Annotated in this window: 9 protein-coding genes; 5 read left to right on the top strand and 4 right to left on the bottom strand. The window is 74.0% G+C overall.

Features of this window, described 5'->3' with window-relative positions; genetic code table 11:
• The first annotated feature begins 16 nt into the window (after positions 1-16).
• The 4 genes from OG309_RS03245 to OG309_RS03230 all read left to right on the top strand — a co-directional run bounded on the left by OG309_RS03245 (position 17) and on the right by OG309_RS03230 (position 4,581).
• Positions 17-427, top strand: coding sequence for an ACT domain-containing protein (locus OG309_RS03245; RefSeq protein WP_329418176.1), 411 nt, complete (start codon positions 17-19; stop codon positions 425-427).
• 118 nt (positions 428-545) lie between these two features.
• Positions 546-3,647: an ATP-binding protein gene (locus OG309_RS03240; RefSeq protein WP_329418175.1), complete on the top strand. Its 3,102-nt coding sequence runs from the start codon at positions 546-548 to the stop codon at positions 3,645-3,647.
• Between the two features lie 49 nt (positions 3,648-3,696).
• Positions 3,697-4,197, top strand: a complete 501-nt coding sequence (locus OG309_RS03235) for a hypothetical protein (RefSeq protein ID WP_329418174.1) — start codon at positions 3,697-3,699, stop codon at positions 4,195-4,197.
• Positions 4,198-4,215: 18 nt separating this feature from the next.
• Positions 4,216-4,581: an RNA-binding S4 domain-containing protein gene (locus tag OG309_RS03230; RefSeq protein ID WP_329418173.1), complete on the top strand. Its 366-nt coding sequence runs from the start codon at positions 4,216-4,218 to the stop codon at positions 4,579-4,581.
• 46 nt (positions 4,582-4,627) lie between these two features.
• On the opposite strand, the gene OG309_RS03225 is transcribed toward OG309_RS03230, so the two are convergent.
• The 3 genes from OG309_RS03225 to OG309_RS03215 form a co-directional block, all read right to left on the bottom strand.
• A complete protein-coding gene (locus OG309_RS03225; protein WP_329418172.1) occupies positions 4,628-6,892 on the bottom strand; it encodes a terpene synthase family protein in 2,265 nt (754 codons plus the stop codon).
• A gap of 161 nt (positions 6,893-7,053) precedes the next feature.
• On the bottom strand, positions 7,054-8,934 hold the full coding sequence (locus tag OG309_RS03220) for an N-acetylmuramoyl-L-alanine amidase (RefSeq protein WP_329418171.1): 1,881 nt from the start codon (positions 8,932-8,934) through the stop codon (positions 7,054-7,056).
• Between the two features lie 368 nt (positions 8,935-9,302).
• Positions 9,303-10,430: an aminoglycoside phosphotransferase family protein gene (locus OG309_RS03215; protein WP_329418170.1), complete on the bottom strand. Its 1,128-nt coding sequence runs from the start codon at positions 10,428-10,430 to the stop codon at positions 9,303-9,305.
• 237 nt (positions 10,431-10,667) lie between these two features.
• Between OG309_RS03215 and OG309_RS03210 the strand changes: the two genes are divergently transcribed.
• A complete protein-coding gene (locus OG309_RS03210; protein WP_329418169.1) occupies positions 10,668-12,158 on the top strand; it encodes a DNA-binding protein NsdB in 1,491 nt (496 codons plus the stop codon).
• A 237-nt stretch (positions 12,159-12,395) separates the two neighbouring features.
• On the opposite strand, the gene OG309_RS03205 is transcribed toward OG309_RS03210, so the two are convergent.
• On the bottom strand, positions 12,396-13,826 hold the full coding sequence (locus tag OG309_RS03205) for a PP2C family protein-serine/threonine phosphatase (protein ID WP_329418168.1): 1,431 nt from the start codon (positions 13,824-13,826) through the stop codon (positions 12,396-12,398).
• Between the last annotated feature and the right edge of the window lie 94 nt (positions 13,827-13,920).

Raw genomic sequence — 13,920 nt, 5'->3', positions numbered from 1 at the left:
CCCTAGGGTGGGGATCATGAGTGCAGAGCGCGATCTGACCCGGCTGGTGGCCGGGATGCGTCCGGAGCTCCACCCCGGCCGCTACGTCTTCACCACCGTGGACGGCCCCGCACCCGCGGGCGTCGCCCCGGTCGCCACCGTCACCGAACGCGAGGGGCTGACGATGGTCGTACGCCAGGAGGACGCCGACGCGGCCTCGCTGGCGTACGACTACGTGGCGGGCTGGATCACCCTGCGCGTCCACTCCGCCCTGGACGCGGTGGGCCTGACCGCGGCGGTGGCGCGAGAGCTGGCCCGGGCGGGCCTGAGCTGCAACGTGGTGGCGGGCTTCCACCACGACCACCTGTTCGTGGAACACGCAAGGGCGGACGAGGCGTTGGCCGCCCTGAACGCCCTGTCGGAACGGGCGTCCGGCGCATTCACATGATCCCCACAATCCCCCTCCCTGAGGGCGCATCCCGGCGTACGCTGGGGTTTTCGCGGGGCCGACGCCCAGGCCGCATCCCTCGTGCGCCGGGTATGCGCCCCCGGCGTGGGGGTGGACGATGGCAGTACACACCGGCAGGTCCGGGGCCCGTGGCTTCGGCCTGTTCGAGCGCGAGGCCGAACTGGCGGCGGCCGAGGAGGCCCTGAACCTGCTGACGGGTCGGGAAGCCGTCGGACCACCCCTCCGACTCGTACGGGAAGCCGAAGACGGCGGGGAGGGCTCCGAGGGCGGAGCGGTGGGGGAGTCCGGACGCGGCGGCGCCCGGAACGAGCGCGGCGAAGTGAAGGTCGCGGTCCGGACACCCCCACCCCCGCGGAGCCCCCGGACCCCGCAGCCCCACCCGGCCGCAGCCCCGCAGCCGACGCAGCCCACCCACCCCCGCCGAGGCGGCGTCCTCGCCTACGCGGCCCCCGCCGGCCTGGGCAAGACCACCCTCCTGGCCGAGATCCGCCGCAGCGCCGCCGCCAAGGGCTGCACCGTGCTCTCCGCCCGGGGCGGCGACCAGGAGCAGCGCGTGGCCTTCCACGTGGCCCGCCAGCTCCTCCAGCCCCAACTGGCCGCAGCCTCCCGCACGGAGCTGACGGAGCGCCTGGGCGGCTGGTACGACATCGTCGGCCCCGCCCTGGGCCTGTGCACCGCCGCCGAGGGGTCGCCGCCGGACCCGCAGGGCCTGCGGGACGGCCTGGACTGGGTCCTCACCCATCTCGCGGTCCGCCGCGCCCCGCTCGTCGTCGTCCTCGACGACGCCCACTGGGCCGACCCGGAGTCCCTGGGCTGGCTGTCCGCCTTCGCGCCCCGCGCGGAGGACCTCCCGATGCTGCTCGTCGTCGCCTACCGGCCCGACGAACTACCTGAATCCGGCGCCGAGTTCACCGGCCGCCGCTCCGGCCAGCGCCCCCTCGGCCTGGAGCCGCTGACCTCCGAGGCCATCGCGAGCCTGGTCCGCGACCGGGTGGGCGCCCACGCCGACGACGCCTTCTGCCAGGAGTGCTGGGCCGTCACGTCAGGCAACCCCTTCGAAGCCGTCGAACTGGCGGCCAGGGTCCGCGACCGGGGCCTGGAGCCCACCGCGGACCGCGCCCACGCGCTGCGGGACCTCGCCGCGGCCGTCAAGGGCAGCGGCCTGATCGCCCAGATCGAGGCCTTCGGCACGTCGACCGTGCGCCTCGCCTGGGCCTGCGCCGTCCTCGGCACGGAGATCTCCCCGCAGCTCGCCGGCGCCGTCGCCGGACTGGGCGCCGAGGAGGTCGCCCGCTGCGCCGAACGCCTCCGCGACGCCCGGGTGCTCGCCCCGGCCGCCCAGGCCGTCCGGGACGCCGAACCCGGCTCCGACACCCTGGAGTTCGTCCACCCCCTGATCGCGACCGCCGTCTACGACGCCATCCCCGCCGCCACGCGCGTCGCCCTGCACGGCCAGGCCGCCTGGTGCGTCGTGGACGCCGGGCTCGGCTCCACCACCGCCGCCCGCCACCTCGTCGAGACCCACCCGGAGGGCGACCCCTGGGTGGTGCAGCACCTGCGCACCGCCGCCCAGGAGACGCTGCGGGCCGGCGCCCCCGACACCGCCCGGCGCTACCTGGCCCGCGCCCTGCGCGAACCTCCGGACCAGGACGAGCGGGCGGCCGTCCTCTTCGAGCTCGGCTGCGCCTCCCTCCTCACGGAGCCGGCCACGACCGTCAACCATCTGCGCGCCGCCCTGGAGGAGCCGGTCGCCGACCCGGCGCTGCGGCACGGCATCGTGTACCGGCTGTCCCAGGTCCTGGCCCACAGCGACCGGCTGGTGGAGGCGTCCGAGCTGCTCGGCAGGGAGTCCCGGCTGACGACGGACGCCCGCAGCAGACTGCGGATGCAGTCGGAGAAGTTCATGTGGGACGCCTTCCGCGCCGACGAGCCCGACTCACCCGCCCGCTCCCGCCGTCTCGCCCGGCTGGCCGACCGGCTCACCGGCCGGGACCTCACGGAGCGCTACATCATCGGCCTGCGCGCCTGGGACGCGACCCTGCGCGCCGAGCCGTCCGGCGTCGGGGTCGGTCACGCCGATCGGGCGCTGGAGGGCGGCCTCAGCTGGGCCGACGAGAGCCGCGGCTTCGAGGTCCCGGTCCTCGTCGCCCTCACCTTCCTCTACGCCGACCGGCCGGGCCGCGCCGAGGAGCTGTTCGCCGCCGGCACGGCCGAGTTCGAGCGCCAGGGCTGGCGCGGCGCCCACCTCTCCTTCGCGTACACGCTCCTCGGCTACATCCGCTACCGCCGCGGCCGTCTCGTCGAGGCCGAGGACTTCGTCCGCGCGGGCCTGCGGCTCGCCGAGCGCGTCGGGCCCCGGACCCCCGCCGAGTGGTACGCCGTGGGCGTGATGATCGAGGTGCTGCTCGCCCGGGGCCGTACGGAGGAGGCCGAGCGGGTGGCCCGCGCCCACGACTTCGGGGAGCCCTTCCCGGCCGCCGTCACCTTCCCCGACTCCCAGACCGTCCACGGCGAACTGCTCCTGGCCACCGGCCGCACCGAGGAGGCCGCCGCCGAGCTCGCCGCCGTCGGCCGCCGCCTCGACCCGCGCGGCATGCGCAACCCCGCCTGGTGCCCGTGGCAGCTGCACCTCGCCCTCGCCGAGGCCTGCGAGACCCCCGAGCGAGCCCGTGAAACGGCCCTCGCGGGCGTCGCCAGGGCCCGCCAGTACGGCGCGCCCTCCGCGATCGGCCAGGCGCTCCGCGTCACCGCCGAGGTCTCGGGCGAGGCCGACCGGGTCAAGCTGCTGGAGGAGTCGGTCGACTGGCTGGAGCGCTCGCCCGCCGCGTACGAGCTGGCCCGCTCCCTCGTGGCCCTCGGCGCGGCGCTGCGCCGCACGGGCCGCACCGCCGAGGCGGCGGAGCACCTCTACCGGGGCCTGGAGACCGCGCAGAGCTGCGGCGCCGACGGCCTCGTCGACGACGCCAGGTCCGAGCTGGCCGCCGCGGGACTGCGCCCCCGTACGCTCCACCCGACGGGGACCGACACGCTGACCGTCCGCGAGCGCAGCGCGGCCGAGCTGACCGCCCGCGGCGAGGACCCGGCCGTCGTCCTGGGCCTGGACCACGCGGCCGTCACCCGGCTCCTTTCGGCCGTCTACCGCAAGCTGGGCACCGACCCGGCGGGACTCGCCCAGGCCCTGACCAGTGGCAGGCCGTGACGCCGCCCCGGCGCGCCGCACCGCGCGCCGGGACACGTACCATGGCGGTATGTCCTTCCTCCGCCGCCGCAGCGCCGCCACACCCGCTGGCCCGGACTTCGACGTCCTCGCCATGGACCCGGGAGACTGGCCCGGCAATCTCGGCGCCGGTCTGCTCCCGGCCCCCGACGGCACCTGCCAGGGCGTGTTCCTGCGCTACGACCTGTTCGGCGGCCGCGGACCCGCGATGATCATCGGCAACCTGCCGGAGGGCTCCCCGGCGCGCGAGCTCGCCGACGGCCAGATCCCCTTCGAGGTGGCCCAGCTCCTCGCCGCCCTGGAGAACGACGAGCCGGTCGACGTCCTCGACGTCGAGGACGTCCCGGTGATGCAGGGCGACAACCTGCTCATCGTGCGCCGCCTGAAGCTCTCCGAGAGCCGGATCTCCTGCGTGCAGTTCGACCGCAGCGACAACGTCCTGGTGACCATCGCCAGTTGGGACCGGCCCATCACCGACGACCTGTACGCGCTGCTCAAGCCGCTGCCCGCCGAGCTGTTCCAGCAGGGCTGACGGAGAGGGCGGGGGCCGATGAGCGCACGCGTCGACAGCTGGATCTGGGCGGTCCGGCTCACCAAGACCCGCTCCCAGGCCGCCGCGGCCTGCCGGGCCGGCCACGTCAAGGTCAACGGGGAGCGCGCCAAGCCCGCCCAGCCGGTGAAGCCGGGCGACGAGGTGCGGCTCCTGCACGGTGGCCGGCAACGGATCGTCGAGGTGAAGCAGCTGCTCACCAAGCGGGTCGGCCCGCCGGTGGCCGCGGAGGCCTACGTGGACAACAGCCCGCCTCCGCCGCCGACCGAGCAGGTGGCCGTCGCGGCCGTCCGCGACCGGGGCGCCGGCCGCCCCACCAAGCGGGACCGCCGCGAACTCGACCAGCTGCGCGGCCTGCGCCCCTGACGACACCCCGACGGGCCCCCGGCACAGCGCCGGGGGCCCGTCGGCCTCAGGGCGCGAGCGCGCCGAACACCTCCGAGATCCGCGCCGCGGAGGTCCCCGGACCAGTCGGCCCGGCCAGCCCCGCCAGCGCCGTCGGCCCGGCCAGTCCCGCCTGCCCGGCCAGTCCCGCCGGACTCCGCCGGGCCGGCACCGCGGCGCTGTTCGGGGGCGCGTCCTCCGGCCCGTAACGCCGCACGTTCCGGTGCCAGTTGAGGATGCCGGCCAGCCAGTCCTCCAACTCCCGCAGATATGCCCGGAAGGCCGCCCGGCCCGCCGCGTCGAGCTCGAAGTCCGCGTAGAGCAACGGTACTTCGTGCCGCTTCACATGCTCGTACTGGCGCAGCCTGCCCCGCATCAGGTCGTCGACCATCGCGACCGCCGTCGGGTAGTCGCAGTCGAAGAACGTCTGCAGCACCAGCACGCCGTTGTGCACATCGCCCTCGACCTCGATCTCCTTCCGGTACGAGAAGAGGTCGTTCAGCAGCGTGGCGTAGTCCATGACGGAGCCCTCCAGGGCCCGCACCGTGCCCGTGCGGAAGAGCTCGGGCGGCAGCGTCTGCTCGTGCCGCAGCCGCGAGAGCAGCATCGTCAGCTCGGAGCCGAAGGTGCTGCGGCGCATCTCGATGTAGTCGACCGGGTCGGGCACCCGGTGCTGGACCGTGTTGAACAGCTCCCACATCCAGCTGTCGATCATCGCGTCGAGCGCCGTCCGCAGCCGCGCCCGGGACGCGTCGTCCATCGGCCCGGCCGTACGGGCCCACACGTCGGCGAGCGAACGCTCCAGCGGGTTCGCCGCGTGCGTCATCCCGGCGGCGGGGTCGTCCAGGGGCATGCAGGACTTGAGCCGGTCGGTCTGCTCCTTGCCGCCGAGGAGGTCGCGCGGCCGCCCCAGGACGTACGTGTAGTAGTCGTCGGCGTAGGTGCCCCAGGTCAGCCACAGGGCGCTGAGCTCCAGCTCCTCCAGGGTGGCGTCCGGGTCGAGCCCCGCCGAGCACAGCGCGAGGTCGAAGCCCTCCATCAGCGGCCGGTCCCAGAGCTCGTCGAGCAGCCCCATCCGCTCCGCCCAGTCCTCCGAGCGCCGCTTCGCCTCCCGGTGGTGGAAGCTCACGGCCAGCGGGTACGGCAGGTCGAACTCCGGCAGCAGCGGGTGCTCGACCCTCCGGTGCGGCCGGTGGGTGAGCGTCCGCAGCCGGCTCGCGGTCTGGCGGGGGCCGACGAGGTTCCTGATGTCGAGCGCGGCGGTGCCGATCGGCCGCCCGAACGGCGACGCGTCCTGGACCAGGCCGTCGTTCATGTAGCGGCTGGAGCGCAGGTGCCACTCGTGGCCGCCGGACTGCCAGTCCTGCAGCCCCTTGGTGTACGCGGCGACGGCCGCGGCCTCGGCGGGACCGAGCCCCTGCTCCAGGCAGAGCGCGGGCACTTCGGTGAGCGCGGTGTTCTCGAACTGGTGCAGCCGCGAGGTCAGCAGGTCGTTGACGGCGTCCGCCGCCTGCTGCGTCGTGCAGCCGAGGAACTTCTCCAGGACGAGCACACCGTTGCTGTTCTCGCCCTCGTCCTCCACCTCGCGCTGGTACGAGAAGAGGTCGTTGCGCAGGTGGACGGCGTCGGAGAAGGTGTCCCGCAGCACGCGCAGCGGCCGGGAGTGCGCCACCTTCTCCGGGACCTCGGCGCCCGCCGCGTACTCGACGAGCCCCGCCGACCAGGGCGCGCCGCCCACCTTGCGGCGCATCTCGATGTACTCGACGGGGTTGGCGATCCGCCCCTCGTTGATGTTGTCGAGCTCCCACAGCGACTCGTACAGCAGGTGCTCGGTGGCCTCCGCGAACCGCGCCCGCCAGGCCTCCGACATCGCGGGGACGGTCCGCCGCCACAGGTCGGCGAGACCCGCCTCGACCGGGTTGGTCGGTTCGGGCATGCCCGCGACGGGGTCGGCGGGCATGAACAGCGGCAGCCGGTCGAGGTAGGCCTTGGCGCCCAGCCGGTCCTGGGAGCGTTTGAAGATCTCCAGGAAGTGGTCGTCGAAGAAGAAGACCCACGTGTACCAGTCGGTGACGAGGGAGAGCACGTCCGCGTCGCAGTCCGGGTGGGTGTAGGAGCACAGCAGCGCGTAGTCGTGGGACTGGAGGTCCGCCTCCTCCCAGACGCCGGAGCCCTCCAGCATCCCCATCTCCCGTGCCCAGTCCCGCGTGTGGGTGCGGGCCACCTCCACATGGGGGTTGAGCCGCGCCGGATACGGGACATAGAAATCCGGCAGAACGAAGGGCTGAGCCATGCCAGGGAGGCCTCTCGGTGAGCGGGGGCTGTCTTCCGGCCGAGCATTACCCCTCGGCCCGGACGTTCACGCGAACACCGGAATAGTCATATGAACGCCAGGGGGTGCCGGTCGGGCCACGGCCCGCCGGCACCCCCTGGCGCGCGTCCTCCGCGGTGCCGTCAGGCCCGGGAGATCCGCACGTCAGCGGCCTTCACGAAGGCCACCCGGTGCCCGAACTGGATCTCGTAGTACTCCTCCTGACCCCGCACGACCACGTGCCCCGCAGGGTCGAACGTCGGAGCGAAGAAGTACTCGCCCGGGGTACGGCCGCCCACCACGTACCGCTGCCCGGCGAGCAGCTTGTACGGCAGCGGGGACACCGCCTGCACCGGCACGGCCGCCGGATACGCCGAGGCCTCCGGATAGGCCCGCCCGTACACCGGCACCGACGCCAGACCCTCCTTCGGCGTCAGGACCGCACCCCGCGCGTTCACCGCCGTCCGCCGCTCCTTCGGATTGTGGAACCACGCCTTCTGCCCCAGGTACCAGACCGCCGTCCAGTCGCCCCGCCGCTCGGCGACCGCGAAGCTCTGGCCCGTCGAGGCCCGCGCGCCCGTGTCGTTGACCCCGTCGGTCGAGTCCTGCCCACCCGGGCGCAGCCCGATGTCCTTCACCAGCGGCGCGTCGGCGCTCGGGGCGGTGTGGAGGCGCACGGCCCCGCTCCCGTGGGGCGCACACGCCTCACCGGCCGTCACGCACCCGGTGTACACGGGCTGGTTCGCCGCGTACTCCGGACGGATCGTCACCACCCCCGCGTCCGGACCCGCGCTCGGCGTGATCGGCCGGCCGAGCAGCCGGAAGTAGTGCGCCCAGTCCCAGTAGGGACCCGGGTCGGTGTGCATCCCGCGGATCGACGAGGTCACCGTGCCCGGCACGTTGTCGTGGCCCAGGACGTGCTGCCGGTCCAGCGGGATGCCGTACCGTTTCGCCAGGTACCTCACCAGGCGCGCGGAGCTGCGGTACATCGCCTCCGTGTACCAGGAGTCCGGCGCCGTGAGGAAGCCCTCGTGCTCCAGTCCCACCGACTTCGCGTTCACGAACCAGTTGCCCGCGTGCCAGCCCACGTCCTTCAGCGCCACGTGCTGCGCGACGTGCCCGTCCGAGGAACGCAGCGAGTACTGCCACGAGACGTACGTCGGGTCCTGCACCAGCTTCAGGGTGGTGTCCCAGCTCGCCTCGGTGTCATGGATCACGATGTAGTCGATCGACTGCGAGGCGGGCCGGTTCCCCAGGTCGTGGTTGCCGTAGTCGCCGTCGCCGAACTCCTCGTACGGCGCAGGGACCCACTCGCAGGCCACCGTGCGCGGACACTCCGCCGCGCCCCGGGCGGGGGCGCGCAGGCCCAGCGCGGCCACCTGGCCGGTGGCAGGGGCGACCGCCGGGTCCGCCGCCAGCGTCACCACCTGCCCGCTGTCCGTCGTCCGCGACGCACCGGACCGGATCACGTCGTACACGTCGTCCGCGTAGGTCGCGGCCGTCGCCGAGTCGTCGGCGCCGGAGTAGCGCGCCACCGCCCCGTACCACTCGGCGGGATCGGTGCTCGCCGGCAGACCGGCCTCGCGCTGCGCCGCCGCCAGCAGCGCCGCACCGCCCTCGATGTTCGCCGCCGTGCCGGTCCGCAGCTCCTCGGCGGACCGTCCGGACAGCTCCGCCGCCCGCTCCAGGGTCCGCGACCTGGGCGGTAGCTCCGCCGCCGTCGGGGCCGTCGTGACAGGGCCGACGCGGGGCGCCCGCGCGTCGTCGCCGCGCGCGTCCTCCGCGCCCTCCGAGTGGTGCGGCGCGTCGGCGAGCGCGGTCACCGCGTCCGTCAGGTGCATCGGACCGTAGCCGCCGGTCACGCTCGGCGCGCCAGCGTGGGCGTCCCACCGCGACTGGAGGTAGGACACGCCGAGCAGCACGCTCCGCGGCACGCCGTACCGCTCGGCCGCCGCCGCGAACTGGCGCTGCAACGCGCCGGCCGCCGGCTCCTCGGCGGTCGCGGACGGCGCGGCGGACAGCATCGGGAACAACAGGGCCGCGGACGCCAGGGCGCCCACCGCCCGGGGAACACGTCTGGGGGACCCAGGGGACGCGATACGGGGCAAGGCAGCCTCCAGCAACGGGTGAGGACCACGAGGGCAGGGCGTCGTGCGGGACCGGTCCCGTACAGGGGTAGCGGCTCCCGGACCATCCGTCAATCACCCGTCGAGCAGGTCGATTTCGCACGTCAGAGGAGTTTCGCGCGGGCGGCCCGCCCGCCTGCGACGCGTCAGTGGACTGGACCATTGGGGGTGCCGGCCCGTGTTCCGGACGAACGCCGACGCGCCGCGCGTCCGGTGTGTCGGCACCGGGCGCGCGGCGCGCCACCCCCGTCTCGTGTCGGAACCCCTCAGCGTGTCCCGACCGCCGCGCGCACGGCCCGCCGTGCCATGGCGCAGTCGTCGTGCAGCCGGCGCAGCAGCAGCCGCTGCTCCTCGCCCGGCGACACGGCCCCGGCGGGCACCGGGACCGAGCCGGCCGGCGGCGCCTCCCTGATCGTGCGCTGCACCGCCGTCTCGTACGTGCGGATCTCACGGGTCAGCACGATCATCAGGTTGACCAGGAACGCGTCCCGGGAGGCGGTGCCCGCCTGCTGCGCCAGCTGGCTGATCTGCCGTCGCGCCAGGGGGGCGTCGCCGAGGACCGCCCAGAGCGTCGCCAGGTCGTAGCCGGGCAGGTACCAGCCGGCGTGCTCCCAGTCGACGAAGACCGGTCCCGCCGGGGAGAGCAGGATGTTGGAGAGCAGGGCGTCCCCGTGGCAGAACTGCCCCATGCCCTGCCGCCCGCCCGCCTGGGCCAGTCCGTGCAGCAGCTTCTGCAGGTCGTCGCGGTCACGGTCGGTGAAGAGGCCGAGCTCGTGGAAGCGGGCGATCCGGGCCCCGTAGTCGAGCGGGGCGTCGAAGGTCCCGGCCGGCGGGCGCCAGGCGTTGAGCCGGGCGACCGCTCCGAGCGCGGCCCGTACGTCCGCGCGGGGCGGGGCCTCGACGGGGTGGCGGGTCAGCGCCGCCGCCCGGCCGGGCATCCGCTCGATCACCAGCGTGCAGTTCTCCGGGTCCGCGGCGATCAGCCGCGGCGCGCGCACCGGGGGACGGTGCCGGACGAAGGAACGGTAGGAAGCTATCTCGTGCCTGAACCGCTCGACCCACGCGGGGGAATGGTCCAGTAAACACTTGGCGACCGCTGTGGTCCGCCCGGTCGTCCCGACGATCAGCACGGAACGGCCGCTGCGTCGCAGCACCTGGACCGGGTTGAACTCGGGGCAGATCCGGTGGACGGACGCGATCGCCATGCGCAGCTGCGCGCCCTGGGGGCCGGACAGGTCGATTCTCCCGCTGGGCGGCTGGACGGTGCTCCCGGCCCAGCGCCTCGGCCGTGGCGCTCCCTGCGGAACGGGGGCGAGGTACGGTCCTGAGCCGGCCGGGACGGTGCGGTGCAGCGGCCGGGGCGGGGCGGTCACGGAGGACGATGCTGTGTACATGGAGGAGACAGATCCCTTCGTGCGCCGACGAGTTGCGTGCGTCGCCCCGCCCGCCCGAACGGTCCGCACCCTGGGGAAAATGTGGGCCGGTCGACGGGGCGGGGTGGCGCTTTCCTACCTGACACCGTGGCGCGGGTGGCGGAACATCGGGCGCACCCTGGCGAACCCTGGCGAATAGTCGCCAGCCCTATGACAGGGGGTTACTGTCAACTCAGCCGAGAACCTGGGGGCTTAGACGTGACCGGACAGACCAACACCCGCCTGGCGGACCTCTTCGGCCTCGCCGGCTGGTCCAAGGGCGAACTCGCGAGACTCGTGAACCGGCAGGCGGCGGCCATGGGCCACCCCCAGCTGTCGACCGACACCTCGCGGGTGCGGCGCTGGATCGACATGGGGGAGACCCCGCGCGATCCCGTGCCCCGGGTGCTGGCTGCGCTGTTCACCGAGCGACTCGGCCGTGTCGTGACCATCGAGGACCTCGGGTTCGTACGACACGGGCGCGCCGGGAAGAGGCGGGACGTCAGGAACACCGACAACCCTGACGGGCTGCCCTGGGCGCCCGAGCGTACGGCAGCGGTCCTCACCGAATTCACGGGAATGGACCTCATGCTCAACCGACGCGGCCTGGTGGGCGCGGGTGCCGCGCTCGCCGCCGGCTCCGTACTCAGCAACGCCATGCAGGACTGGCTCCACACCGACCCCGCACGACCCGGCGCCACCCCCCGCGCCGTCGATCCCCTCTACGCCGATCCCGCCGGGTTCGACCGTTACGAGGCGGCCCCCATCGGGTCGGAGGAGATCGACGCGCTGGAGCGCTCCGTGGAGGTCTTCCGGGCCTGGGACGCCTCCCGGGGCGGAGGCCTCCAGCGCAAGGCGGTGGTGGGTCAGCTCAACGAGGTGGGCGGGATGCTCGCCTACCGCCACCCCGACCATCTCCACCGGCGCCTGTGGGGCGTCGCCGCCAACCTGGCCGTCCTGGCCGGCTGGATGTCCCATGACGTGGGCCTGGAGCCCACCGCCCAGAAGTACTTCGTGATCGCCGCGCACGCGGCCCGCGAGGGCGGCGACCGGCCGCGGGCCGGCGAGGCGCTCTCCCGCGCCGCCCGCCAGATGGTGCACCTGGGCCGCCCCGACGACGCCCTCGACCTGATGAAGCTGGCCAAGTCGGGCTCGGGGGAGCGGGTGCTGCCCCGGACGCAGGCCATGTTCCAGACCATCGAGGCCTGGGCGCAGGCGTCGATGGGCCGCGGTCAGGCGATGCGGCGCACGCTCGGCGAGGCCGAGGACCTCTTCGTCTCCGACCGGGGCGAGGAGAAGCCGAGCTGGATGCAGAACTTCGACGAGGCCGATCTGCACGGCATGCAGGCGCTCGCCTACCGCACGCTGGCCGAGCACGATCCGGCGGCCGCGGTCCCCGCGAAGCGTCACGCGAAGCTGGCGATCGAGCTGCGCAGCAACGGTCACGACCGGTCGAAGCTGTTCGACCACATCTCGCTCGCCTCGGCCTGCTTCATCGCCGACGACCCCGAGCAGGCGGACCGGTACGCGCGCCTCGCCCTGGTGTCGATGGGGGACACCTCCTCCCACCGCACCTGGGACCGGCTGCGCGAGATGTACCGGCTCACCGGCCAGTACGCGGGCTACACGAAGATCGAGGACCTGCGCGAGGAGATCGAGATCGCGCTGCCGAAGGCGCCGGCCAACCGGCCGAGAACCGGGGAGGTGTGAGGCGCCGGGTCGTCGGGGGCTACGGGGAGACCGGGGACGAGGGCAAGTGCGGGGGATCACGGGAGAGTACGGAGAGGGGCGTGCCGGACCGATCGGCCTGCTCCTGACACCCGTGCGTGCATCTCTCGACTGATGCCTTCGACTGATGCCTGAGGACGGTCCCGGGCGTCGTTCGAGGTGTGCGCGGATACGGGTGTGCTGCGTGCGTGGATACGGGGTCGGAGCCCGGGGACGGGGCTACCGGCCGACCCGTACGACCATCACGCAGGCGTCGTCCTCGCGCGGGCCCTCGCCGAACTCCTCCACCACCGACCGGACGCAGTCCTGCGCGTCGCGCGCGGCCGCCAGCCGCGGAGCGAGGGCCAGCAGGCGCCGCGTACCGTCGTCGGCGTCCAGGGCGCCCGCCGCGCGGGTCAGACCGTCGGTGTGCAGCAGCAGCACGTCGCCGGGGAGCAGCGGGGTCTCGGCCTCCTCGTACGTGGCGCCGGTCGTCGCGCCGAGGAGCACGCCCTCGGGCCTGGCCAGGGTGCGCACCGTCCCGCCGCGGAAGAGCAGCGGGGCGGGGTGCCCGGCCTGGGACCAGGTGAGGACCTGGGAAGTGGGGTCGTAGCGGCAGCACATCGCGCTGCCCAGGGCGGGCTGGACGGAGGTCTCCAGGAGCTGGTTGAGGTGTCCCATCAGCGCGCCGGGCCGGATCCCGGCCACCGCCATGCCGCGCAGCGCGCCGAGCAGCATGGCCATCGACGAGGTCGCCGCCACCCCGTGCCCGGTCAGGTCGCCGACCGTCAGCAGGGCGTCCCCGTCCGGCAGCGCGAGGGCGTCGTACCAGTCGCCGCCGATGAGCCCGGTCGACGCGGCCGGCAGGTAGTGGCCGGCGACGTCGAGGGGGGCCTGCCCGTCGTGGGCGAAGCTGAGCGAGCCGCGCCAGGGCGGCAGCACGGCCTCCTGGAGCTCGACGGCGACCCGTCGCTCGGTGTGCTCGATCTGCCGGTGCCGCTGGAGGCTGTCACGGCTCTCGCGGACCGCGCGCTCGCTGCGCCGCAGTTCGCTGACGTCCCGCAGGACGGCCCACATCGAGGCCGTGCAGCCGTCGGAGTCGAGGACGGGCTCGCCGGTCATGTGGACCGTGCGGACCCGGCCGTCGCTGCGGACGATGCGGAACTCGCCGTCGATGGGCTTCCCGTCGATCAGGCAGTCCGTCACCATCGCCTGGAGCAGCGGCTGGTCCTCGGCGAAGACCAGCGAGGGCAGCTCGTCGAGCGACAGGGGGCCGCTCTCCTGCGGGCGGCCGAAGATCTGGAAGAGCTCCTCGGACCAGTGCACGTCGTCGGTGAGCAGATCCCACTCGGCGCTGCCGACCCGGGAGAGGAGCGAGCCGCCGGACCGCGGGGCCGGCACGGCGTACGCGGCGGGCGCGTCGACCGGGTGCTCGACCGGCAGGCCGGTCTTCAGCTGACCCAAGTGCGCGCCGAGGTCGTCGAGTTGGTGTACGGCCAGGTCGCACAGGGCGCGCTGCCACCGGTTGTGCGGGTCGTCCTCGTCCACGGCCGAGTCCCTGCGGACCGCGTCCACGTCGCCGCGCAGCCGGCGCGTCTGCGAGATCAGCGCGTCCACCGTGCCGGGCTCGGGCGGCTGGGCGGGACGGTCCGCGAACAGATGGGACGGCATGTCGTACTCCGATACAGGCGACTGGGACCACACGGCACGGCCAGGTCATGAAGTTGAAGCCCGGCTACGACTTTCCCACAGGCCGGGACACCTC

This window comes from Streptomyces sp. NBC_01268, assembly GCF_036240795.1.
GTDB lineage: Bacteria > Actinomycetota > Actinomycetes > Streptomycetales > Streptomycetaceae > Streptomyces.
Note: the sequence above shows the minus strand (reverse complement) of the source record. Positions and strands in the feature narration are given on the sequence as shown.